This window comes from Aurantimonas endophytica, assembly GCF_014196845.1.
Taxonomy (GTDB): domain Bacteria; phylum Pseudomonadota; class Alphaproteobacteria; order Rhizobiales; family Rhizobiaceae; genus Aurantimonas; species Aurantimonas endophytica.
Map to the genome: position 1 here is coordinate 1,245,056 of NZ_JACIEM010000001.1, position 21,286 is coordinate 1,266,341.

Genomic DNA, 21,286 nt, shown 5'->3' on the forward strand with positions numbered 1-21,286 from the left:
TCAGGTCCTCCAATGGCCGATGCGGGTCTCGATAACGCGAATGCCCTCGTTGAAGAGGATCGCGAGGACCGAGACGATCAGGATGCCCGCGAGCAGCCGGTCGAGCATGAAACTCTGTCCCCAAAGACCGATCTGGTTGCCGATGCCCGTGCGCGAGGCGTACATCTCGGCGAGCAGGATTCCGGTGAAGTTGAAGATCATCGCGAGGCGCACTGCCTCAAGGAGCACGGGCGCCATGCTGGGCGCATAGACGTTCCGGACAGTCTGAGAGAACCGGGCGCCCATGACGCGCGCGACCATCAAATGTTCGCGCTTGACCGATTCGACCGCCGCGAACGCAGTCATCATCATGATGAAGATCGCCGAGAAGACCCCGAAAGCCACCTTCTGGCCGAACCCTATGCCGAACGCGAGGATGAACATCGGAAGAAAGATCGACTTGGGGATGCTGAAGACAAAGAACACGAGCGGCTTGAGAACCTCGCTGGCGTAACGGTTCTCGGCGATGAGCAGCCCGAGGATCGCTCCCAGCGGTACGGCGATGACAAATGCCGCAAGGGTCTGGGCGAGCGTCGTCCAGAGATGGTTCCGGAAGGCGGGTGTAGCGACCAGCTCACCGGCAGTCGCCAGCACCGTGCTGGCCGGAGGCAGCAGCCTCGCATCCACCAGCCCCGTGCGGGAGGCGATCTCCCAGGCGACGAACAGGGCGACGACGATCGCCGCCCTGACGTACCTGTCCGCCGATGCCGAAGCCTGGGTCGAAACCTTGCTCAAGGCTGCGTCGGTACCGGGCGGAACCGGTCCTCGACGATGTCGGCACCCGGCGCAAGGTCGGTCATGCCGCCGATGACGGCGAGATCCACGGCAGCCTGTGCCCCCGCCACGTCGAGGATCCCGTCGGCCGACAGCTTGGCGAACTGCTCGCGATAGTCCTGCTCGGCGACGGTCCTGTCGACCTGGTTGAGTTCGACGAGAAGGTCGATCGCCTCTTCCTCGTTCGCCTGGATCCAGGCGACGCCGCCGTAGAGAGCGTTCAGCGTCTTCTGGAGAACCGGGCCATCGCTCTCGATGAACGCGTCGGATGCAGCCCACCCGGAATTGAGGTGCTCGGGAATGGCAGCGCCGTAGTCGAGGATGCTGCGGCCGTCACCCGACTGGATGACCTGGAAGCTGAGCGGCGCGAAGACGACCGCGGCGTCGACATTGCCGGAGATGAGGTTGGGCACGAGGCCAGCGCCGCCGAGCGGCACGCTGTTGAACGTGACGCCCTCCTCCTTGATCGTCCAGAGAGCGAGGAAGTCCGAGAGGCTGCCCGAAGCGGTGATGCCGACGTTCTTGCCCTCGAGCTGCGAGACTTCCTGCACCTCGCTGTCGGCCGGCACGATCAGGTTCCAGCCATAGTTCGCGTTGGCACCGAGGGCGACCATCTTGGCCTCGACGCCCTTCGTTCGGCCCGTCGCGACGATCGACGGCTGGATCGAGATGACGTCCGCGGCACCGGCAGCGAGTGCGGTGAAGGTCTCGCCGCCGCTCTGATAGACGGTAAGCTCCGCGGTCAGCCCCTCCTTCTCGAACAATCCCTGGCGAACCGCCGCCTCGGCGACCACCGTCGGCCACCAGGCCTGCGTCGCGAGACCGATGCGAACAGTTTCCTGCGCCGATGCGGACGATGCCGCCGCGAGGCCAAGGGCCCAGAACGCGGCGCCCACGCCGTAGCGGCGGGCTCTGTTGAATGCTGTCGTCATTGTCATCCTCCCAGATGCGGGCGAGTTCGCCCCGTTCAATTCGTGTGAAGTCGCTCCGCGATCTCGTTGCGGCCGAGTACGTCCCCGTATTTCAGGTCGATGTCGACCAGCGCCTGGTCGTGCGCGTTGCGGTTCCGGTCCGCCACCGCGTCGCGGCAGACGATCACCCGGAAACCCAATTGGCACGCGTCGACGGCGGTAGCACGCACGCAGCCGCTGGTGCTGCAACCCGCGACCACGACCGTGTCGACAGACCGTTCCAGCAGGAGCGCCTCGAGTGTGGTCCGGAAGAACGCGCTGGCGAACTCCTTGTTGACGATCGGGTCGCCTTCCTCGCGATCAAGCCGCGCATCCTGGATGGTACCGGAACTGCCCCGATAGAGGTCGGAGATCGCATCTATCTTCGTTCGCCAGTGCGAGGACGCGGCAGCGACGTCGCTCTCGTACTCGATCGCCGTGAAGAGCACCGGCAGGCCCTTGGCGCGAAAGATCGCGATGAGTTCGTTGGTCGCGGCGATCTCGACCGCCGAGTCCGAACCCAGCCGATGCCCAGGGTCGGTGAAGGCGTTGGTGAAGTCGACGACGACGAGCGCGGACTTCTGGCCGAAGCCAAATCGTCCAGCGAACCCCTTTCGCTCCAGATCCTTGGGCGTCGATGCAAGCGACATCCGGTTCCTCCCGAAACTTCAGTCGCAGGGACCATAGGAGCGGGTTGACCCACCGCACAATATCCTCAATTGAGAAATGATCGTTTCTCCGAGGGCAATAATCGTGACCGACCGGGACCGCTTTCCCCTTGACGAGACATCGATCTCAGCTCTTCGCATCTTCAAGGCGGTTGTCGACGCGGACGGCTATTCGGCGGCGGCGCGACAGATGAAGCTGTCAGTATCATCGGTCAGCAAGACGGTCTCGGCATTGGAGCGGGCACTGGGCGTCGCGCTCCTCTTCAGGACCACGCGGAAGGTCAGCGTGACCGAAGCCGGTCGAGCGTTCTACGCGCGGTGCATGGCCATTCTCGAGGAAGTCGACGCCGCGTCCTTCTCGGACACTGACGGGATGAGAGGACACCTCCGTGTCAGCGCGGCGCCTTCGGTCGCCTCCGAAATCCTTGGTCCAGGCCTCGGGACCTTCATGGACGCGCACCCCCACCTGAAAGTGGACCTCTTCGTTACCAGCGCTCTGCCAGACATCGTCAAGGACCGGATCGACGTCGCGTTGGTGCTCCGGGAATGGCCTGAGGTGAAGATGGCCAACAGGCTGGTGGCGCGTCTCGACAGGATACTCTGCGCCTCCCCCGGATATCTCGAGGCACGCGGCGCGCCCTCGGATCCGCTCGATCTTCAGCGGCATGTCTGCCTCGTCAGCTTGATCGCAGGCGCACCGGACCCCTGGGTGCTTTCCCACGCAGGCGTCCGAAAGTCAGTGCCGATTGACGCGGCGCTCTCTTGCGACAACGGCGACATGCTTCGCCTGGCCTGTATCGAGGGGATCGGCGTGGCCAACCTCTACGCATTTCACGCCAGGCGTCATCTCCAGTCGGGCGAGCTGGTGAGGGTGTTGCCAGATTGCGAGCAGGAACGTGTCGGACTTTATGCCGTGCTTCCCCATCGCGAAATCGTTCGATCGCCCGCAACGGCCTTCATGGATCACCTCGAGCAGCTGGTGGCCGATCGCGTCGAGTGTCAGTTTCAGCCGATGTAGTCCGTCCGGTCGATGCTGACGACAGATTGGTCGATCAGGAGCGGACTGGAAAGATCTGCGCTCGCCTGAGGCCGGTGTGTCGCTCGACCGAGCCGGGCACCGCCCGATGCTCGGGTCATCGCATCGACCTTGATGTTTCGGAACGAAGCGGTGGTCAAAGGCAGTCAGATGCCTGCCGCTCGCGCCAGTTCGACCGAACGGGGCGGCCAGAGGTTCGCGTGAAGCGCCATGGACAGGTGTTTAATGCAGAATTAGACACTTTTTGCCGGCGCTTACACTTGAGGCAAATATGGTGGGCCCGGCAGGACTCGAACCTGCAACCAAGCGGTTATGAGCCGCCGGCTCTAACCAATTGAGCTACAGGCCCCACGCACAACGCCGTAGCCTAATCGGGCCGGCGCCTCAAGCGCGGGTGGCGAATGGAGCGCTGGCCACGGCGGCAATGGTTGGGACGGACGGTTTGCCGCCGCAATGCCTGCCTAGAAACGGCGCCTCGACCCGAATCGGAGAACCGTTCCATGCGCCGACCCCACACCGCCCTCGCCCTTGTCCTCATGCTGGCCGCGCCGCTGCCGGCAATGGCGCAGCAGCCCGGCACCCCGACACCGCCGACGATCACCGTCACCGGCACCGGCGAGGCCAGTGCCCGGCCCGACCAGGCGCTGGCGACCTTCACCGTGCTGCGGACGGCGGAGACGGCCCGCGCCGCCCTCGACGATGCCAACAAGGCGATGCGCGAAGTCAGCGACGGCATGCGCAATCTCGGCGCCGAGGACCGCGACCTGCAGACCTCCGGCTTCTCGATCAATCCGCAATATCGCTACGACAATACCGAGGGCAGCCAGCAGCCGCCGACGATCGTCGGCTACGAGGTCCGCAACACGCTGACCGTGCGGGTCCGCGATCTGGCCCGCCTGGGCGAGATCCTCGACCAGGCGGTGACGCTGGGCGTCAACCAGGGCGGCGAGATTCGCTTCGAGCTGGCCGAGCCGGGCGCCGTAGAGGAGGCGGCGCTGAAGGACGCGGTCGCCGACGCCATGGCGACGGCCCGGCTGATCGCCGAGGCGGCCGGTGTGACGCTCGGCGCGGTGCGCGAGATCCGCGAGAATGTCGGCATGGCGCCGCCGCCGATGCCGTTCGCCGCCATGGAGATGCGCACCGCCGACGCCAAGAGCGTGCCCGTCGAGGCGGGCGAGAACAGCTACAACGCCAGCGTCAGAATGGTCTTCGCCATCGCCGACTGACCGGCCGTTCGACCTGCGCAAACAAAAGGGGACGCGGGCCATTGGCCTGCGTCCCCTTTCTCATAGAACGATCGGTTCAGCCGCGGACGCTGATCACCGGGCACCCCGGCGCGCGAGCGAAATGGATCACAGTACGATCGCCACGCGAGCGGCCGGCGACCACCACGGCGCGGCGGTTGACGTTGCGGACATGGGCGCGGCGCACGCCCATCCGCTCGGCCTTGCGCAGTGCCTGGCCGGGCGCGCAGAGCGCCGGCCGGTGCGGGCGGTGGTCGCGGACCTGGTGGACTGGCGCATTGCCGATCGTGACGCCGAAACGGAAATTGTCGGCGGCGGCCGGCGCTGCGGTGGCCATGGCGCCGATCGCCAGCGTGGCGGCGACGGCAAGCGAGCGGGCAAGGGTCGAGAACATCGGTGCATCTCCTGGCGGGGCGCCGCATGTCGCGGCGGGATCGACAGGAACGACCCTAGCGGCGTGGCGCTGAACCGGCGCCGAAGCCGCCATTCATGCAGCATTCAGCCATCCCGACCCGAACACCGTCCCGCGTCCGCCTCGGTCAGCCGAGCATGTGGCTGACCTTGCTTGACACCTTGTCGAACACCCAGTCCGGCACGAAGAAGTCGGCGACCGGCTCGCCGCCGCCCTGCGGCCCGTAGACGGAGAAGTCGCTCACCCCCTCTTCCATCAGCACCAGCTCGTCGATGTAGAAATTTCCCGTCGCCTCGCGCGACGGCCGGGTCAGGATCGCGTGGGCCGCATCGGCGACGATTTCCGGCGAGCGGCTCATCCTGGCCATGGCGTCGCCGCCCAGCACGTTGCGCACCGCCGCCGTGTCGATCGCCGTCAGCGGCCACAGCGAGTTCACCGCGATGCCGTCCTTGCGGAACTCCTCGGCCATGCCGAGCGTGCACATCGACATGCCGAACTTCGCCATCGTGTAGGCGACATGGTTGCGGAACCACTTGGCGCTCATGTCGAGCGGCGGCGAGAGGTTGAGGATATGCGGGTTTGCTGCCTGCTTCAGATGCGGGATGCAGGTCTTGGAGACGAGGAAGGTGCCGCGCGCATTGACCCCGTTCATCAAGTCGTAGCGCTTCATCTCTGTCTGGAGCGTGCCGGTCAGCGCGATGGCGGACGCGTTGTTGATGCAGATGTCGATGCCGCCGAAGCGTTCCACCGCGGCCGCCACGGCGGCTTCCACCTGCGCCTCGTCCCGGATGTCGCAGACGACGCCGAGGCCCTTGCCCCCCGCCGCTTCGATCTCCTCGACGGCGGAATGGATCGTGCCGGGCAGCTTCGGGTTCGGGCTGTCGGTCTTGGCGGCGACGACGACATTGGCACCGTCGCGCGCGGCCCGGAGCGCGATGGCAAGGCCGATGCCGCGCGATCCGCCCGACATGAAGATGGTCTTGTCTTTGAGTGTCACGATGTTTCTCCCCAATTCGTCGGGAGAGACCTAGCCGAGGCGGGCCGCGGGGGAAAGCGCCGGGGCCCTGATGCCGGCGTCAGCCGAACATCGCCTCGCCCTGTTCGTCGACGACCTGCCGCGCCTTGCGCAGGCCCGCCTGCGCGGCTTCGTCCTGGGAGGCAAACATGTCGGCGCGGATCAGCCGGTGGACCTTTTCCTCGCCGGCGACCGTCTTGGTGATGGTGGCCGCCAGCCGGAACTGGCCGCCTTCCGGCATCGGCGTCGCGGCCAGCGCGAAACCCTCGTAGGTCTCGGTCGCCGCGATGCGCGGGGCGGCGGGCTCGCGTGAGCCGCCGCCACCGCCGAAGAGCTTCTTGAGGAACGACATCAGCTGTCGAGGAACGAGCGCAGCTTGCGCGACCGCGACGGGTGCTTGAGCTTGCGCAGCGCCTTCGCCTCGATCTGCCGGATGCGCTCTCTCGTCACCGAGAACTGCTGGCCGACCTCTTCCAGCGTGTGGTCGGTGTTCATGCCGATGCCGAAGCGCATCCGCAGGACACGTTCCTCGCGCGGCGTGAGCGATGCCAGCACCCGCGTCGTCGTCTCGCGCAGATTGCCCTGGATCGCCGCGTCGATCGGCAGGATGGCGTTCTTGTCCTCAATGAAGTCGCCGAGATGCGAATCCTCCTCGTCACCCACCGGGGTCTCGAGGGAGATCGGCTCCTTGGCGATCTTCAGGACCTTGCGGACCTTCTCCAGCGGCATCGCCAGCTTCTCGGCCAGTTCCTCCGGGGTCGGCTCGCGGCCGATCTCGTGCAGCATCTGGCGCGAGGTGCGGACGATCTTGTTGATCGTCTCGATCATGTGCACCGGAATGCGGATCGTGCGGGCCTGGTCGGCGATCGAGCGGGTGATCGCCTGCCGGATCCACCACGTGGCGTAGGTCGAGAACTTGTAGCCGCGGCGGTACTCGAACTTGTCCACGGCCTTCATCAAGCCGATATTGCCTTCCTGAATGAGATCAAGGAATTGCAGGCCGCGGTTCGTGTACTTCTTGGCGATGGAGATGACCAGGCGCAGGTTCGCCTCGACCATTTCCTTCTTCGCCTGCCGGGCCTCGCGCTCGCCCTTCTGCACCATGTGGACGATGCGGCGGAACTCGGTGATCTCCAGGCCCGTCTCGGTGGCGAGATTCTGGATCTCCTGGCGCAGCGCCTTGATGTTCTCCTTCTCGGCCTGGACGAATTTCAGCCAGCCCTTGCCGGAGAGATTGGCGATGTGGCGCGTCCAGTTCGGATCGAGCTCGGAGCCCTGGTACTCGTGCAGGAACTCGTCGCGCTTGACGCTGTGCGATTCGGCGAGCCGCAGCAGCCGGCCTTCGTTTCCGACGAGGCGCTTGTTGATGTCGTAGAGCTGGGTGACCAGCGCGTCGATGCGGTTCTGGTTCAGCGACAGGCTCTTCACCGCCGCGATCAGGTCTTCCTTCAGCTTGCGGTAGGAGCGCTCCTGGCTCGGCGAAAGCGTGCCCTGGGCCGCTAGGCGGTTCTCGACCTGCTGGTCCTGCAGCTTGCGCAGCCGGCGGTAGCCGTCGGCGATCTGGTCGAAGGTCTCCATGACCTGCGGCCGAATCTCGGCTTCCATCGCCGCCAGCGACAGCGAATTCTCCATGTCGTCTTCGTCGTCGTCGTCGTCGCTGCCCGGCGCGGCAGCGGCAGCCGGTGCCTCGGCGACGGGGGCAGCCTCGCCCGGCGTCGGCGCGGTCGGCTGCTTGGCCTCGGGCCCGGCATAGGTCGCCTCGAGATCGACGATCTCGCGGAGCATGATGTTGCCCTCGTTGAGCTCGTCACGCCAGATGATGATCGCCTGGAAGGTCAACGGGCTCTCGCAGAGCCCCGCGATCATCGTCTCGCGGCCGGCCTCGATGCGCTTGGCGATGGCGATCTCGCCCTCGCGGCTGAGCAGTTCCACCGAGCCCATCTCGCGCAGATACATGCGCACCGGGTCGTCGGTGCGGTCGCCGGCTTCCTTCTTGGGGGTGGTGGCGACCTGCGTCGGGCCGGTCTCGGCGACCTCGGTGGTCTCCGCCGCCTCGGCGGTCTCCTCGCCTTCGGCTTCCTCGTCGTCCTCGACGACGTTGATGCCCATGTCGTTGAGCATTGCCATCATGTCCTCGATCTGCTCGGACGTGACGTCGTCCGCCGAGAGCATCGAGTTCAGCTTGTCCATCGTCACGAAGCCGCGTTTCTTCGCGGCCTTGATCATCTTTTTGACGGCATCATCGGACAGGTCGAGCAGCGGACCGTCAGGTGTCGCGTCGGCGCGCTCCTCGATCGGGGCCTCGCTCTCTTTGGCCTTTGTTGCCATGTATTCTATTCTCCAGTTCGCGCGCCGTGAACGTTCCGCCGTCCCGGACCGCTCATCCAGCGGCGCACCGTGCGGGAGAGTCTACGGCGGCAGCCGTTAACACTCGCCTAACCATGATGCGCTCGCCTTCCGGGACCGGTCCCGAATGCGGCAGCGCCCTCAAGAAGGGGCGAGTGGGCAATAAATCAAGGTCAGGTTGGATCGAACCACCCTGTCGACCGGCCACATATGATGTGTCAACGGCTTGAAGGCAATGGACGCCCCGCCGGTCAGGCCCGCACAGGGTTCCGTTTTCCCTATATCGAGGTGGCAGGGCGCCCAGACAAGAGGCCGAAGCCTTCAATCAGCGCTTCCGTGCCGTCGACCTGGTCGACTTCGCGCTTGACCTCCATCAGATGGGCGAAGGCAGCTTCGGTCGGGTCGCGGCCGAGCGCCGCCTCGGCGTCGCGCAGTTCCTGCCGCAGCGCCAGCGAGCGATGGGAGAGATAAAGCGCCTGGCGCACCGCCTCCATCGCGTCCTCGGGCGCCGCGTCCGACAGGAACGGCCAGAGCCGCAGATCGCGCAGCCGCTGCAGCAGCCGATCGTAGACCGGACGCAGGCCGCGCGCGTCGATTGCCATCAACAGTGTATCGCGCGACGTCGTCTGCTCTTCCGCATACGCATCGAGCACCGCCGTACGCAGCCTGGCGAGCTCGCCGTCCGGCAGCGCGAGGTCGGCGAAATAGTCGAAGGCCTCGTTGATCAGCACCGGGTGGTTGACGAAACCGAGCACGATCGCGACCTCGCGCAAGGCCGCCTCGGGCGCCTTGCCCGGTCTGGTGAGGCTGGAACGGGCAAGACGCTCCGATATCGCCGAACGCCTCGCGCCCTGAGCTCCCGCCCCGCCACCCCGCGCCCCGGTTCGCCCGCCCCGGTCACGATCGCCGCCCTGCCGCCGTCCGCTGCCGCCCCCTCGGGCCTCACGCGCCGCGCCGAAGAAGCTGCGCAGCCGCTCGTCGGCGTCCGCAAGATAATGCCGGCGCACGCTCTCGTCGCCGATCTGGCGCAGCGTCGCCTTGAGCCGGTGCTCGAGGTCCGCCCGCCGCTCCGGCGTGTCGTAGTCGCCGCCGGCGGTTTCGCGCGACCAGAGCATGTCGGCGAGCGGCCGCGCCGCCGACAGGACTCCCTGCATCGCCTCGGCACCGCCCTCGCGGATGAGATCGTCGGGATCCTTGCCTTCTGGCAGCAGCGCGAAGCGCAGCGAGCGGCCGGGCTTCAGCGCCGGCAGCGCTGTCTCCGCCGCCCGGTGCGCCGCCTTGACGCCGGCCTGGTCGCCGTCGAAGCAGAGGATCGGCTCGCTGGTGACGCGCCAGAGAAGGTCGAGCTGGCGGTCGGTGAGCGCCGTGCCGAGCGGCGCCACGGCATGCTCGATCCCGGCCTGGGCGAGCATGATCGCGTCCATGTACCCCTCGACCACCACCAGCGTGCCGGCAGCCTTGGCGGCGCGCCGGGCGCGCGCGAGGTTGAACAGCACCTGGCCCTTGTGGAAGACCTCCGATTCCGGCGAGTTGAGGTATTTCGCCGAGACGTCCGAGGACAGCGCCCGGCCGCCGAAGGCGATCGGCCGCTCGCGCAGGTCGAGGATCGGGAACATGATCCGGTCGCGGAATCGGTCGTAGGAGACGGCAATGCCCTCGCCGTGGACGACGAGGCCGGCCGCCTCGATCTCCGACTTGCCGACATTCTTCTGCGCCAGATACTCCTTCAGGCGGTTGCGCGAATCGGGGGCGTAGCCAAGCCCGAAGGCCTTCTGGGTCTGCGGGTGGAGGCCGCGGTCGCGCAGATAGGCCCGCGCCTTGGCGCCATCCGCTTCCTGCAGCATCGCCTGGAAGTAGCGCGCCGCGTGCTCCAGCGCGTCGACCAGCGTGGCGCGGGTCTCCTCGCGCCGCTCGGCCTCCGGGTCGCGCGCCGGCATGGCGAGCCCCGCCTCCCCGGCCAGCCGCTCGACCGCTTCGGGAAAGGACAGGCCCTCGAGTTCGGTCAGGAAGCGGAAATGGTCGCCCGAGACTCCGCAGCCGAAGCAATGGTAGCGGCCCTTGGAATCCTCGCAGTGAAAGGACGGGGTCTTTTCGCCGTGGAACGGGCAGCAGGCCCAGTAGTCCCCTCGCCCCGGCTGCGACTTGCGCCGGTCCCACGCAACGCGCCGGCCGATCACGTCCGAGATCGGGACGCGAGCACGGATGTCGTCGAGAAAGGCGGGCGGAAAGCGCATGGCGCGGTGATAGCGCGTTCGGGCCAGGAATGGGATGGGGATCGCACCGGCAGCGGCGCAACCCCCACCTTGTCTCGGGCAGGATTAGCGGATGACCAGCACCGGCACGGTGCAGGCCTGAATCAGCGCCGTCGTCGTCGAGCCGACGATGAGGTTGCGGATCCGCGAATGGCCGTAGGCGCCCATGACGAGAAGCCCGATGCCGTCGCGCCTCACCTTCTCGGCGATCACCGTCTCCGGATCGCCGCTCTCGACGCCGACGGTGACCTTGTAGCCCGCCGCGGCGAGCTGCTCGCGGGCCGCGTGCAGCCGCTGGCCGGGCTCGCCGCTGCCGTCGCCGACCATGAACAGATGGCACGCGACGTCCTTGAGCAGCGGGCTGGCCAGCAGCCGCTCGACGATCATCGGCGAGCTGCGGCCGCCGTCGAAGGCCACCAGGAAGCGCTCGATGGGCTGGAAGGCCCGCGAGGCGACCAGCAGCGGCTTGGTCATCGAACGAACCACGCGCTCGAGATTGGAGCCGAGATGGCCCTTGGCCATGTCGGCGGCCTCGCCGCGCTTGCCGATGACCACAAGCCGGGCCTCCGGCTCGATCTCCTTGATCGCCTCGGTGACCTCGCCGTTACGCAGGCGCTCCGTCACCTGCAAGACGCCGTCGGCCTTCACGCGCGCCGCTGCTTGCTCCAGGATCAGCCGGCCGCGCCGGTTGGCGAGCTTGGCCTTCTGCGCATCGAACTCGGCGAGTTCGGCAAGGAGCGCCTCGCGGCCGCCAAGCTCGAGGCTGCCGCTGAGGTCGAACGGCCGGCTCGACGTTTCGCGACGGCCGAGCGCATGGACGATCTCCACCGGCACGTCGAGCCGCCGTGCGGCCCAGGCTGCATGGTCGCAGACGCTCGTCGCGTAGTTCGACCCGTCGATGCAGGCGATGATCTTGTTCATGGCAATCCTCCCTAGTGCGCCGTGATTCTGTCCATCGCCCCGGGCCTGTCATGGATGGCGAGCTTGTCGACGATCGTCGCGCTCGCTTCGTTGAGGCCGAGGATTTCCACCTCGGCGCCTTCCCGCCGGAACTTCAGCACCACACGGTCGAGCGCTGCAACGCCCGAAAGGTCCCAGATATGTGCCGCGCCGACGTCGATGACGACCTTCTCGAGTGATTCCCTGAAGTCGAAGGCGGCGGCGAACTGGTCGGTCGAGGCGAAGAACACCTGTCCCTCGACGCGGTAGGTCCGGGTGCGGCCATCCTCCGACAGATCAGACGTGACGCGGAAGATCTGCGCCACCTTCCAGGCGAAGAACACGCCGGACAGCATGACGCCGACGAGCACTCCGATGGCCAGATTGTGGGTCCACACGACGGTGACGACGGTCGCCAGCATGACCACCGAGGAGCGCCGCGGGTGCTCGCGCAGGTTCTTCAGCGATTCCCAGGAGAACGTGCCGATCGACACCATGATCATGATCGCCACCAGCGCGGCCATCGGGATCACCGCCACCCAGTCGCCGAGGACGACGATCAGAAACAGCAGGAACACGCCGGCCGCAAAGCAGGAGAGCCGGCCACGACCGCCGGACTTCACGTTGATGACCGACTGGCCGATCATCGCGCAGCCGGCCATGCCGCCGAAGAAGCCGGTCACCGTGTTGGCGATGCCCTGCCCGACGCATTCGCGGTTCTTGTCGGAGCCTGTGTCGGTCAGCTCGTCGACGATCTGCGCCGTCATCAGCGATTCGAGCAGGCCGACGACCGCCACCGCCGCCGCATAGGGCAGGATGATCATCAGCGTTTCGAGCGTCAGCGGCACGTCGGGAAGCAGAAAGAACGGTATCGTCGAGGGCAGCTCCCCCATGTCGCCGACGACGCGCAGGTCGAGGCCGAAGAACAGCGACACGGCGGTCAGGACGACGATCGTCACCAGCGGCGACGGGATCGCCGTGGTCAGGCGGGGAAACAGATAGATGATCGCAAGGCCTGCGGCGACCATCACGTAGGTCAGGCTGGGAACGTCGATCAGCTCGGGAATCTGCGCCATGAAGATCAGGATCGCCAGCGCGTTGACGAAGCCCGTCATCACCGACTTCGAGACGAAGCGCATGGCGTTGCCCAGCCTGAGGAATCCCGCCGCGATCTGCAGGAGGCCCGCCAGCACCGTGGTGGCGAGCAGATATTCCAGCCCGTGGTCGCGCACCAGCGTGACCATCAGGACCGCGGTCGCGGCCGTCGCGGCGGAGATCATCCCCGGGCGCCCGCCGGTAAAGGCGATCAGCACCGCTATGGAAAAGGACGCGTAGAGTCCGACCCGCGGGTCGACGCCGGCGATGATGGAAAAGGCGATGGCTTCGGGAATCAGCGCGAGTGCGACGACGAGCCCGGCGAGCAGGTCGCCGCGGACATTGCCGAACCACTCGCGGCGGAGTGTTTCCAGGGAAAACATTGGGTTCTTTGACTTGCGCGGGGAGAGCGAGGCGTCGGCCGGCTGGCGACAGATCGGTCTGAAGTTAGCCGAGGGATGGGCGCCCGGCGTAGCCACCCAATTCAATGGGTCCTTGCATCAGGCGTTCATGCCACTTCGCAAGTGCGAGATCAACCGCGGCAAACCGATGTCGCCACCATAGCCGCATTGTGGCAGGCCCCACGCTACAAGATGGTTCGCCCATTCCGCCGCGGCCTCCGCTCGGCTAACTCTCTTGCGACGTTTTTCGACACGGGTGCCCGATGCTCCAGGCTCTGACTGCCATCTTCGCGTGCCAGCTCGCCGGCGAGGCGATCACCGTCGCGCTCGGCCTGCCGCTGCCCGGCCCGGTGATCGGCATGGCGCTTCTGTTCTCGTTCCTGCTGCTGCGCAAAAGCGTGCCGGCCAGCCTCGGCAAGGTCGGCGACGGGCTGCTCGCCAATCTCTCGCTGCTTTTCGTGCCGGCGGGCGCCGGCATCATGATGCATGCGGGCCGGCTCGAGGGCGAGGCACTGTCGATCGGCCTGACGCTGGTGGTCTCGACCCTGGCGACCATCGCGGTGACGGCGCTGGTGATGAACCGGCTCGGCCCCGGTCGCAGGGAGCGTTCCGATGGGTGAGACGCTGGTCGATGTCTGGGTCTACCTGGCGGCGAGCCCGCTTCTGGCGCTGACCATGACGCTGATCGCCTATCAGGGGGCGGTGTGGCTGTACCACAAGGCCGGCTCGACGGCGCTGCTCAACCCGGTGCTGGTCACGGTGGCGCTGGTCGTCGCGGTGCTGACGGCGACGGGCACGAGCTACCAGACCTATTTCGAGGGGGCGCAGTTCATCCATTTTCTGCTCGGCCCGGCGACCGTGGCGCTGGCGATCCCGCTCTACCGGCAGTTCGACCGGGTCCGGCGCAGCGCGCTGGCCATCGCGGCGAGCCTCCTGACCGGTTCGCTCACCGCCATTGCCTCGGCCCTCGCCGTCGGCGCGCTGACGCAGCTCGACGCGGTCAGCCTCGCCTCGCTGGCGCCGAAATCGGCGACCGCGCCGGTGGCGATGGGCATCGCCGAGAAGCTCGGCGGCCTGCCCTCGCTGACGGCGGTCTTCGTGATCCTGACGGGAATTCTCGGTGCGGCCCTGGGCCCGGTGGTGCTCAACTTGCTCGGCATCCGCGACGAGGCGGCGCGGGGATTCGCCATGGGCACCGCCTCGCACGGCATCGGCACGGCGCGGGCCCTGCAGGAGAGCGAGGTGGCGGGCGCCTTCTCGGGCCTCGCCATGGGGCTGAACGCGCTGGCGACGGCGCTGCTCCTGCCACTGGTCTGGGTGCTGTTCTTCTGATCGTCCCGGGGCATGGCCTCACCGGGACGCTGGGCGAATGCTAGCGCAGCATGCCCTTGACCAGGGTCGAGGCCTGGTTGAAGTCCATCTGGCCCGGATAGCGCTCTTTCAGCGCGTTCATGCAGCGGCCGACGTCGCGCAGACCCCTGGCGTCCGTATCCTCGACGACTTTCTTGCAGGCCTGCTCGATCTCCCCGGTACCAAGCTGCGGCGGCAGGAATTCCTTGATGACGCCGATCTCCTCGCGCTCCTGCGCGGCGAGTTCGGGCTGCCCGCTGTCGTCGTAGGCCTTTGCCGATTCGATCCGCTGCTTGATCATCTTGGCGAGAATCAGCTGGATGTCCTCGTCGCCCACCGGGTCCCTTCCCGCCGAACGCTGGGCCACGTCGCGATCCTTGATCGCGGCGTTGATGAGCCGCAGCGTACAGACGCGGCGGCGCTCCTGGTTCTTGGTAGCGGCGGTCAGGGCTTCCGCGAGTTGCTCGCGCATGGTCAGGCTTTCGTTTTTTGTTCGCATCGACGCCCGCGTCCCGGTGAACGGGGCCGCGTCAGCGTAATGCATACTTGTTGCAGAAGAAGGTAAAGCCGAATTGGGCGCAATGCCGCAGCTTCGGCTCAATGTGACTCTATCGTGTCTCTCGAATGCATCGGGCGTTGCCGCTCGGGCCGATCGGCCGCGGGACGTCCTCGGGTCGCGTCAGCCTCTTGCGGTGCAACCGAAGGCGGATGTAGAGATTTCCCCACCGGTCCACAAGTCCCTTGTCTCATAGCTGCCCTGCGCCGATATCGGGGCTGCGGAAGAGCGACGCGCGACGGGCGGACCCCTGCGGACGAACGAGCTTGGAGACATCATGACCGAAGGTTGGACGAAGCGGAAGGCGACCGGATTGCTGGTTCTCGCCGACGGGACGGTGATCGAGGGATTCGGCCTTGGCGCCCCCGGGGCGATCGAGGGCGAGGTCTGCTTCAACACCGCGCTTACCGGCTATCAGGAGATCCTGACCGATCCTTCCTATGCGCGCCAGATCGTCACCTTCACCTTCCCCCATATTGGCAATGTCGGCGCCAATGACGAGGACCAGGAGGACATGGTGCCGCTGAACGGCGCCGGCGCCGTCGGCGCGATCTTCCGTGCCGAAGTCTCCGAACCGTCGAACTACCGCTCCTCCGGCCATCTCGACGCCTGGCTGAAGGCGCGCGGCGTCGTCGCTCTGTCGGGCATCGACACCAGGGCACTGACCGCTTTGATCCGCGAGAAGGGCATGCCCAATGCGGTGATCGCCCATGATCCGGAGGGCAATTTCGACATTCCTGCCCTGCAGCGCCGCGCGGCCGCCTGGAGCGGGCTCGTCGGGCTCGACCTCGCCAGGGACGTCGCCACCACCGAGACGCTGGTCTGGGACGAGCGGCCGTGGGTCTGGGGCAGCGGCTACGCCAAGGGCGGCGAGCCGCGCTACACGATCGTCGCCGTCGACTACGGCACGAAGCGCAACATCCTGCGGCTGATGGCCGGCGAAGGCGCGCGCGTCGTGCTCGTCCCGCCGACGGCGACCGCCGACGAGATCATGGCGCATCAGCCGGACGGCGTGTTTCTGTCGAATGGCCCGGGCGACCCCGCCGCGACCGGCGAATATGCCGTGCCGACGATCCAGGCGCTGATCGAGAAGGACGTGCCGGTCTTCGGCATCTGCCTCGGCCACCAGCTGATGGCGCTGGCGCTCGGCGGCAAGACCGAGAAGATGCACCAGGGCCATCACGGCGCCAACCATCCGGTGAAGGACTTCACCACCGGCAAGGTCGAGATCGTCTCGATGAATCACGGTTTCGCAGTGTCCGCCGGCTCGCTGCCGCAGGGCGTGGAGGAAACCCATCGTTCGCTGTTCGACGGTACCAATTGTGGCCTGCGCCTGTCCGACCGGCCGGTCTTCTCGGTACAGCACCATCCGGAGGCTTCGCCCGGCCCGCAGGACTCGCACTACCTCTTCCAGCGCTTTTTCAGGATGATCGACGCCCACCGGGCAGAGGCTGCCGCCGCCTGACGGCGGAGGCCTCTCTCCTGCGAAAACGACAACGGCGCCGGATGATCTCCGGCGCCGTTGTCGTTTCAGGTCATGTCCGCTGGCGGTTTACGCCCAGCCCATCCGGGCCATCAGGCGCTTGAACCAGGCCCGCACGCCGCAATTGAAGGTCGCGTGGCGATGCAGGTCGTCGCGGTCTCGGTCGCCGCCATAGGAAGAGCGACCGACGATGATATCAGCAAGCATTCTACCGCTCCTCTTTTTATCAGGAACCAAAGACCCGGGCCTGCCGCCCCAAGGGAACCCGCTGGCTCCTCTTGACAGCTTCAGGACGTCCGCCCTTTGGCATTGAACTAAAGATGCGCACTCGGTGCGCTAAGTCAATGGCGATTTAGCGCACGCGGTGCATATTTTCGTTTGCCGACACGACGAAGCCGGCTTAGAACGCCGTCGCGCTGCAGACGCGACGATGCAAGCGATTGTGCAGGACGAAAGCTTTCTCGAAACTGAATCCTGGCCATATGCGGGCAGATGGAGAGTGAATGACCCCCGAGACCTTCAAGACCTGGCGAAAATCCCTCGGCCTCAAGCAGAAGGATGCGGCCGAAAAGCTCGGGCTGAAGAAGCGCGTCATCCAGTACTACGAGAAGGGCGACCGGGACGGAAAGAAGGTCGAAATCCCGAAGAGCGTCGAACTGGCCTGCATGGCGCTGTCACTCGGCTACGAAGCCTACGACGGTCGGCCCCTGCCGCGTTCCGCCGAAGAAGCTCTCGTCGAGACGGCTGCAGAAACCCGGAGCTGACATCGGGAGGTTGTCACAGCCCGTCGATCAGCCGGCGGGCCCGCTCGGCGACAATCTCGATCGAGGCCTCGCTCGGCAGCACCCGCCATTCCACCGGTTCGCGCGCACGCGCCACCTGCTCACGAACGACATCGGTCGTGGCATCGGATGCGTCCCCGGTCCGCCGGGCGACCCGCTCCAGCAGGCGCTCGGTCGGCGCCGTGAGCCATAGTCCGGTGAAGGGCACTCCGGCCACCGCGGCAGCGGCAGCGATGCGCCTACGCTCGGACGCGCGGTCGAAAACTCCGTCTGCCACGACACCGTGCCCCAGCCGGGCGATCCGTTCTGCCGAACCGATCATCTCGTCGTAGACCCGCTGCGAGACGTCGGCCGTGTAGCATTCGACCGGCAACCGCGTTTCCACCGGGACGGCGAAGAGCCGCTTGCGGAGCCGATCGCTGGAGACGATGCGGGCCCCCGGCGGCGGGCCTATCTCGGGCGAGATCGCCGCCGCGACGGTCGACTTGCCGGAGCCGGAGAGGCCGCCGACCGCGACCAGTCGCGGCGCACGCGGCTCGAGGAGGTCGAGGGCGAGATCGAAATAGGCGCGCGCCTCGCCGATCGCGCCCGCCGCGCCGGCGCCTCCTTCAGCCGCTCGCGTGGCGCTGACATGCGCCCGGACCGCGGCTCTTACCGCCATCAGGAAGGGCAGTAGCGGCAGCCCGTCGCTTTCGTCGATCTCGTCGAGATAGCGGTTGAGCACCAGGTTGGCCGCTTCCTCGAGGCCCCGGTGCCAGAGATCCATCAGCAGGAAGGCGAGGTCGTAGAGGATGTCGGTGGTCGCCATCGCCTCGTCGAATTCGAGACAGTCGAACAGCGTCGGCTCGCCGTCCACCAGGCAGATGTTGCGGAGATGCAAATCCCCATGGCAGCGGCGGACCTTGCCGGCTTCGCCGCGCCGATCGAGGAGAGGCCCATGAGCCGCCAGCGCGGCGCGGAAGCGCCGGTTGAACGCCGCGACTTCGTCGGCCGGAAAGACCGTGGTGGTTGAGAGGGCGCCCTCGTTGATGTCGAGGACCGCTGCCATCACAGCCGCGCCCTTTGCCCCATGATCAGCCGGCAGACGGACGTGGAAGGCGGCGATATGGCGGGCAAGCCGTGTCATCAGCGAAGCGGTCAGCGTGCCATCGATCGCCATCTGGTCGAACAGCCCCTCGCCTTCGAAGCGCGCCATCTCGACGACCGCATCGACGAGGGGCCCTTCGCTGTCCAGCGCCAGCGCCCCCGTCGGCCCTCGTACGATCCGGCGAGCCCGCCGATAAAGCGCCGGCGCGGTGCGCCGGTTGAGTTCGAGTTCGCGTTCGCAGGCGGCCAGCCGGCGTTCCGGTGTCGAGAAGTCGACATATCCCAGCCTGACCGCCCGTTTCAGCTTGACCGCCCGGTCGCCGCCGATGAGGACGGCCGAGATATGCGTCGTGACGGTTTCGACCGCCCCCGGGTCGACCCCCTCGAACGCCGCGTGGCGGAGAAAGTCGATCGTCTCGTCCTGGCCCTCGCCACCCATCGGACCCCCTCCTGCCATGACGCCGGCTCGCTCCGCGCCTGGCATCATCACGCCAGCGCCGCGCGACGACAAGCCGGGGGTCAGCTCGAGGGCCCCTCCTGATCGAGGAAAAAGCGCAGCATCTCGCGGCTCGCGTCCGGACCGCGCGGGTCGGTGTAGGTGCCCGCGCTGCTGCCGCCCGCCCAGGCGTGGCCGGCGCCGTGGAGCAGCCAGTGCTCGTGCAGTGCCCTGCCCCGCTCGTCGCGATAGCGCGTGCGGGTATAGGCGACGCCACCCGGCGACTGGCCCTTGTCGCGCTCGGCGGTGAAATCATCGCCCGCCTTGGCCTGCGCGATGACATGGTCGCCATTGACCTTGTTGACCGTCGCGTCGCCGTCGCCGTGGAAGGCGATCGTCGGCACGCCGGCCCCCCGTGACCCCGAAGGGGCGCCGCCCTTGCTCATCGCCTTGAAGGCCGAAGCGACGTCGCGCGCCGCGCCGCAGGCGAGACCAGAATGAACGCCAACGGCCGCGAAGAGATCGGGATAGGTCGCGCCCATGATCGCCGCCTGGGCGCCGCCGGCGGATAGGCCGGCAACATAGACCCGCTTCGGGTCGACGCCGAACTCGGCGACGATCTCGCGGGTGATGCCGGCGATCAGCGACGGCTCGCCACGCTCCCGCTCCTGGTCGGCGGCGGAAAACCAGTTCCAGCACTTGGAACTGTTGGCAGCCTTCGACTGCGCCGGATAGACGACGAGAAAGCCGGTTTCCTCGGCCAGTTCGTTCATCCGCGTGCCGGCGGCGAAATCATCCGGCGACTGGGTGCAGCCATGCAGCATGACGATCAGCGCCAGCTCCCGCTCGGCGAGCCTGCTCGGGACATAGAGCTTGTAGTCGCGCGTGCCGGCGGTATTGGCAAACAGCCGCGTCAGGAATTGTGCCCCGTCCGGTACCGGCACCGCGTTCTTCGCCGCCGGCTCGGCACCGGTCCGCCTGACGGCGCCGGCATCGGCCATGCGGCGCCACCGTTCGGTGAGCCCTGCCGGAAACGCCGATGGGGCGGCTCGGGCACGGGGCGCGGCAGCGCCCTTGCCGGCTGTCTCCGCCGGGTGCCCATGGCCGCCGCTTGTGCCGCCGAGAACGGCCATGGCGTCGTGCAGACGGCCTTTGCTGGTGAGCCGCATGACCTTGATCATGTCGAATCCGGAAAATGGCTTCATGCTAATCCCCTTCCTGGGGTGAACTTGATCCCGGCCGAACCGGGTCAGCCGATACGGCCGCGAAGCGCGGTCTTGAGGGCGGGGCTCGCCTGCAGCGAGCCGAGCACGTGCAGCGAGGCGATGGTGTCGAGCGCGAGTTCGACGGAGACGTCCGGATCGATGATCGCAAGACCGAGGACGTTGAGGGCGAGAGTTTCCCCCCGCTCCCGGAAGCCCTCCAGATCCTGCCGCGTCACCCGCCGCAGTCCGAGGTCCAGCGAGCGCCGGGCCGCGGACTGGCGGACCGCATGCTCGTGGCGTTCCAGCTGGTTGCGGATGGCAGTGCGGATGAAGTCGGTGCGGTTCGAATAAAACCCCTCCTTCACGAGCAGCTCGATCTGCCCGAGATCGACGAAGCCGAGATTGATCGTGATCTTCTCGCTGTCGGCAGCGCTTTTCGCCGCCATGATTTCCGTCGCCATGCCGCATGATCTACATCCATGTGGATGGTAGATGGATGGCGCTATCGTCGTGCACAAGCCTGTGGCGCTGATTTTCGATCCTCCCGGCCACGCCGGCAGGATTCTGACGCTACGCAACCCCAGAGAGTTGTGGATCAGGCAGACACTACCTAAGTCTTTCTGACTTCTTATCGTTCCCGATTGCTGCATCGCCCTGTAAAGTTGGGTGACGCTCCCGATTCGGACAGTCTGCCGACGGAGCCGGATGCCGCCATGCCCAAGACGAAGCGCCGCAAACAATTCGCCGCTCTGCCCTTCCGGGCCGGTGCGGACGGCGTCGAGGTATTGCTGGTCACGTCGCGGGATACCGGTCGGTGGGTAATACCCAAGGGCTGGCCGATGAAGAACCGCCGGCCGCACCGCGCCGCGGCCATCGAGGCCTATGAGGAGGCGGGCGTCGTCGGCAAGGCGGACAAGACCTCGCTCGGCACCTTCGACTACGAGAAGCGGACCGAGACCGGCGGCATCGCCTGCCGGGTCGCGGTGTTTCCTCTGCCGGTTTCGCACCTTCTCGACGAATGGCCGGAGAGTGCGGAGCGGCGCCGCTGCTGGCATACGGCGGCGGAGGCGAGCGAACTGGTCGAGGAGCCCGAACTGCAGGCGATCCTGCGCGCTTTCGCCCGGCGCGCGGAAAAGCAGCCGGCCGGCCGCGGCGGTTCTGCCAAGGCTGCAAAGCTGGCCAAGGAAGAGCGAAGCGCATCGCGCGCTGAATGATCC

At 66.9% G+C, this 21,286-nt stretch carries 22 protein-coding genes, 1 tRNA gene and 1 other annotated feature; of the genes, 7 read left to right on the plus strand and 16 right to left on the minus strand.

What is annotated here, in order from left to right; translation table 11 throughout:
* Genes GGR03_RS06075 through GGR03_RS06085 form a run of 3 tightly spaced genes read right to left on the minus strand, consistent with a single transcriptional unit; the run spans position 1 to position 2,413 of the window.
* Positions 1 to 774: an ABC transporter permease gene (locus tag GGR03_RS06075; RefSeq protein ID WP_183206651.1), complete on the minus strand. Its 774-nt coding sequence runs from the start codon at positions 772 to 774 to the stop codon at positions 1 to 3.
* Complete coding sequence (locus GGR03_RS06080; protein ID WP_183206652.1) at positions 771 to 1,745, minus strand: ABC transporter substrate-binding protein; 975 nt, start codon at positions 1,743 to 1,745, stop codon at positions 771 to 773. Before GGR03_RS06080 ends, GGR03_RS06075 begins: the two co-directional genes overlap by 4 nt.
* Positions 1,746 to 1,780: 35 nt before the next feature.
* Complete coding sequence (locus tag GGR03_RS06085; RefSeq protein WP_183206653.1) at positions 1,781 to 2,413, minus strand: isochorismatase family protein; 633 nt, start codon at positions 2,411 to 2,413, stop codon at positions 1,781 to 1,783.
* A gap of 103 nt (positions 2,414 to 2,516) precedes the next feature.
* Between GGR03_RS06085 and GGR03_RS06090 the strand changes: the two genes are divergently transcribed.
* Complete coding sequence (locus GGR03_RS06090) at positions 2,517 to 3,449, plus strand: LysR family transcriptional regulator (RefSeq protein WP_183206654.1); 933 nt, start codon at positions 2,517 to 2,519, stop codon at positions 3,447 to 3,449.
* A gap of 290 nt (positions 3,450 to 3,739) precedes the next feature.
* Here GGR03_RS06090 and GGR03_RS06095 read toward each other — a convergent pair.
* A tRNA-Ile gene (locus GGR03_RS06095) sits at positions 3,740 to 3,816 on the minus strand.
* Between the two features lie 151 nt (positions 3,817 to 3,967).
* On the opposite strand from GGR03_RS06095, the gene GGR03_RS06100 reads away from it, so the two are divergent.
* Positions 3,968 to 4,693, plus strand: a complete 726-nt coding sequence (locus GGR03_RS06100) for an SIMPL domain-containing protein (protein ID WP_183206655.1) — start codon at positions 3,968 to 3,970, stop codon at positions 4,691 to 4,693.
* A 76-nt stretch (positions 4,694 to 4,769) separates the two neighbouring features.
* Here the strand turns inward: GGR03_RS06100 and GGR03_RS06105 are convergent, their stop codons facing one another.
* The 7 genes from GGR03_RS06105 to GGR03_RS06135 form a co-directional block, all read right to left on the minus strand.
* Positions 4,770 to 5,105: a hypothetical protein gene (locus GGR03_RS06105; RefSeq protein WP_183206656.1), complete on the minus strand. Its 336-nt coding sequence runs from the start codon at positions 5,103 to 5,105 to the stop codon at positions 4,770 to 4,772.
* A 145-nt stretch (positions 5,106 to 5,250) separates the two neighbouring features.
* The gene (locus GGR03_RS06110; RefSeq protein ID WP_183206657.1) at positions 5,251 to 6,120 is read right to left on the minus strand and encodes an SDR family oxidoreductase; all 870 of its coding nucleotides are present in this window, start codon (positions 6,118 to 6,120) and stop codon (positions 5,251 to 5,253) included.
* Between the two features lie 79 nt (positions 6,121 to 6,199).
* Positions 6,200 to 6,490 (minus strand): HlyU family transcriptional regulator, encoded by a 291-nt coding sequence (locus tag GGR03_RS06115; protein WP_183206658.1) that lies wholly within the window; start codon positions 6,488 to 6,490, stop codon positions 6,200 to 6,202.
* Positions 6,490 to 8,466 (minus strand): RNA polymerase sigma factor RpoD, encoded by a 1,977-nt coding sequence (gene rpoD, locus GGR03_RS06120; protein WP_183206659.1) that lies wholly within the window; start codon positions 8,464 to 8,466, stop codon positions 6,490 to 6,492. The genes GGR03_RS06115 and rpoD overlap by 1 nt, the downstream gene beginning before the upstream one ends.
* 296 nt (positions 8,467 to 8,762) lie before the next feature.
* Entirely contained in the window at positions 8,763 to 10,718 is a 1,956-nt protein-coding gene (dnaG, locus tag GGR03_RS06125; RefSeq protein ID WP_183206660.1) for a DNA primase, read from the minus strand.
* Positions 10,719 to 10,802: 84 nt separating this feature from the next.
* On the minus strand, positions 10,803 to 11,657 hold the full coding sequence (locus GGR03_RS06130) for a universal stress protein (RefSeq protein WP_183206661.1): 855 nt from the start codon (positions 11,655 to 11,657) through the stop codon (positions 10,803 to 10,805).
* 11 nt (positions 11,658 to 11,668) lie between these two features.
* A complete protein-coding gene (locus tag GGR03_RS06135; RefSeq protein ID WP_183206662.1) occupies positions 11,669 to 13,153 on the minus strand; it encodes a SulP family inorganic anion transporter in 1,485 nt (494 codons plus the stop codon).
* A gap of 62 nt (positions 13,154 to 13,215) precedes the next feature.
* Positions 13,216 to 13,268: a sequence feature (sul1 is cis-regulatory element that is thought to sense ions involved in sulfur or methionine metabolism; They are found in Alphaproteobacteria), on the minus strand.
* Positions 13,269 to 13,434: 166 nt separating this feature from the next.
* On the opposite strand from GGR03_RS06135, the gene GGR03_RS06140 reads away from it, so the two are divergent.
* On the plus strand, positions 13,435 to 13,791 hold the full coding sequence (locus GGR03_RS06140; protein WP_183206663.1) for a CidA/LrgA family protein: 357 nt from the start codon (positions 13,435 to 13,437) through the stop codon (positions 13,789 to 13,791).
* On the plus strand, positions 13,784 to 14,503 hold the full coding sequence (locus GGR03_RS06145; RefSeq protein WP_183206664.1) for an LrgB family protein: 720 nt from the start codon (positions 13,784 to 13,786) through the stop codon (positions 14,501 to 14,503). Before GGR03_RS06140 ends, GGR03_RS06145 begins: the two co-directional genes overlap by 8 nt.
* A gap of 40 nt (positions 14,504 to 14,543) precedes the next feature.
* Here the strand turns inward: GGR03_RS06145 and GGR03_RS06150 are convergent, their stop codons facing one another.
* A complete protein-coding gene (locus GGR03_RS06150) occupies positions 14,544 to 14,993 on the minus strand; it encodes a GatB/YqeY domain-containing protein (protein WP_183206665.1) in 450 nt (149 codons plus the stop codon).
* Between the two features lie 361 nt (positions 14,994 to 15,354).
* Between GGR03_RS06150 and carA the strand changes: the two genes are divergently transcribed.
* On the plus strand, positions 15,355 to 16,542 hold the full coding sequence (gene carA, locus GGR03_RS06155; protein ID WP_183206666.1) for a glutamine-hydrolyzing carbamoyl-phosphate synthase small subunit: 1,188 nt from the start codon (positions 15,355 to 15,357) through the stop codon (positions 16,540 to 16,542).
* A gap of 87 nt (positions 16,543 to 16,629) precedes the next feature.
* On the opposite strand, the gene GGR03_RS06160 is transcribed toward carA, so the two are convergent.
* The gene (locus GGR03_RS06160; protein WP_183206667.1) at positions 16,630 to 16,767 is read right to left on the minus strand and encodes a hypothetical protein; all 138 of its coding nucleotides are present in this window, start codon (positions 16,765 to 16,767) and stop codon (positions 16,630 to 16,632) included.
* Between the two features lie 296 nt (positions 16,768 to 17,063).
* On the opposite strand from GGR03_RS06160, the gene GGR03_RS06165 reads away from it, so the two are divergent.
* Complete coding sequence (locus GGR03_RS06165; protein ID WP_183206668.1) at positions 17,064 to 17,324, plus strand: helix-turn-helix domain-containing protein; 261 nt, start codon at positions 17,064 to 17,066, stop codon at positions 17,322 to 17,324.
* Positions 17,325 to 17,337: 13 nt separating this feature from the next.
* Here GGR03_RS06165 and GGR03_RS06170 read toward each other — a convergent pair whose 3' ends face one another.
* From GGR03_RS06170 to GGR03_RS06180, 3 genes are all read right to left on the minus strand, one after another.
* Positions 17,338 to 18,867 (minus strand): bifunctional aminoglycoside phosphotransferase/ATP-binding protein, encoded by a 1,530-nt coding sequence (locus tag GGR03_RS06170; protein ID WP_183206669.1) that lies wholly within the window; start codon positions 18,865 to 18,867, stop codon positions 17,338 to 17,340.
* Positions 18,868 to 18,947: 80 nt separating this feature from the next.
* Complete coding sequence (locus GGR03_RS06175; RefSeq protein ID WP_183206670.1) at positions 18,948 to 20,069, minus strand: extracellular catalytic domain type 1 short-chain-length polyhydroxyalkanoate depolymerase; 1,122 nt, start codon at positions 20,067 to 20,069, stop codon at positions 18,948 to 18,950.
* Between the two features lie 44 nt (positions 20,070 to 20,113).
* Positions 20,114 to 20,530 carry a CopG family transcriptional regulator gene (locus GGR03_RS06180; protein WP_183206671.1) on the minus strand — a complete coding sequence of 139 codons (417 nt, stop codon included), beginning with the start codon at positions 20,528 to 20,530 and terminating at the stop codon, positions 20,114 to 20,116.
* Positions 20,531 to 20,782: 252 nt separating this feature from the next.
* Between GGR03_RS06180 and GGR03_RS06185 the strand changes: the two genes are divergently transcribed.
* Positions 20,783 to 21,283, plus strand: coding sequence for an NUDIX hydrolase (locus GGR03_RS06185; protein ID WP_183206672.1), 501 nt, complete (start codon positions 20,783 to 20,785; stop codon positions 21,281 to 21,283).
* Positions 21,284 to 21,286: the final 3 nt, after the last annotated feature.

Coding starts and splice junctions, on each gene's coding strand:
- GGR03_RS06135 (WP_183206662.1), bottom strand. CDS start 13,153: ATGTTTTCCCTGGAAACACTCCGCCGCGAGTGGTTCGGCAATGTCCGC.
- rpoD (WP_183206659.1), bottom strand. CDS start 8,466: ATGGCAACAAAGGCCAAAGAGAGCGAGGCCCCGATCGAGGAGCGCGCC.
- GGR03_RS06145 (WP_183206664.1), top strand. CDS start 13,784: ATGGGTGAGACGCTGGTCGATGTCTGGGTCTACCTGGCGGCGAGCCCG.
- carA (WP_183206666.1), top strand. CDS start 15,355: ATGACCGAAGGTTGGACGAAGCGGAAGGCGACCGGATTGCTGGTTCTC.
- GGR03_RS06080 (WP_183206652.1), bottom strand. CDS start 1,745: ATGACGACAGCATTCAACAGAGCCCGCCGCTACGGCGTGGGCGCCGCG.
- GGR03_RS06170 (WP_183206669.1), bottom strand. CDS start 18,867: ATGGGTGGCGAGGGCCAGGACGAGACGATCGACTTTCTCCGCCACGCG.
- GGR03_RS06085 (WP_183206653.1), bottom strand. CDS start 2,413: ATGTCGCTTGCATCGACGCCCAAGGATCTGGAGCGAAAGGGGTTCGCT.
- GGR03_RS06180 (WP_183206671.1), bottom strand. CDS start 20,530: ATGGCGACGGAAATCATGGCGGCGAAAAGCGCTGCCGACAGCGAGAAG.
- GGR03_RS06150 (WP_183206665.1), bottom strand. CDS start 14,993: ATGCGCGAGCAACTCGCGGAAGCCCTGACCGCCGCTACCAAGAACCAG.
- GGR03_RS06175 (WP_183206670.1), bottom strand. CDS start 20,069: ATGAAGCCATTTTCCGGATTCGACATGATCAAGGTCATGCGGCTCACC.
- GGR03_RS06105 (WP_183206656.1), bottom strand. CDS start 5,105: ATGTTCTCGACCCTTGCCCGCTCGCTTGCCGTCGCCGCCACGCTGGCG.
- GGR03_RS06140 (WP_183206663.1), top strand. CDS start 13,435: ATGCTCCAGGCTCTGACTGCCATCTTCGCGTGCCAGCTCGCCGGCGAG.
- GGR03_RS06130 (WP_183206661.1), bottom strand. CDS start 11,657: ATGAACAAGATCATCGCCTGCATCGACGGGTCGAACTACGCGACGAGC.
- GGR03_RS06100 (WP_183206655.1), top strand. CDS start 3,968: ATGCGCCGACCCCACACCGCCCTCGCCCTTGTCCTCATGCTGGCCGCG.
- GGR03_RS06185 (WP_183206672.1), top strand. CDS start 20,783: ATGCCCAAGACGAAGCGCCGCAAACAATTCGCCGCTCTGCCCTTCCGG.
- GGR03_RS06160 (WP_183206667.1), bottom strand. CDS start 16,767: ATGCTTGCTGATATCATCGTCGGTCGCTCTTCCTATGGCGGCGACCGA.
- GGR03_RS06165 (WP_183206668.1), top strand. CDS start 17,064: ATGACCCCCGAGACCTTCAAGACCTGGCGAAAATCCCTCGGCCTCAAG.
- dnaG (WP_183206660.1), bottom strand. CDS start 10,718: ATGCGCTTTCCGCCCGCCTTTCTCGACGACATCCGTGCTCGCGTCCCG.
- GGR03_RS06115 (WP_183206658.1), bottom strand. CDS start 6,490: ATGTCGTTCCTCAAGAAGCTCTTCGGCGGTGGCGGCGGCTCACGCGAG.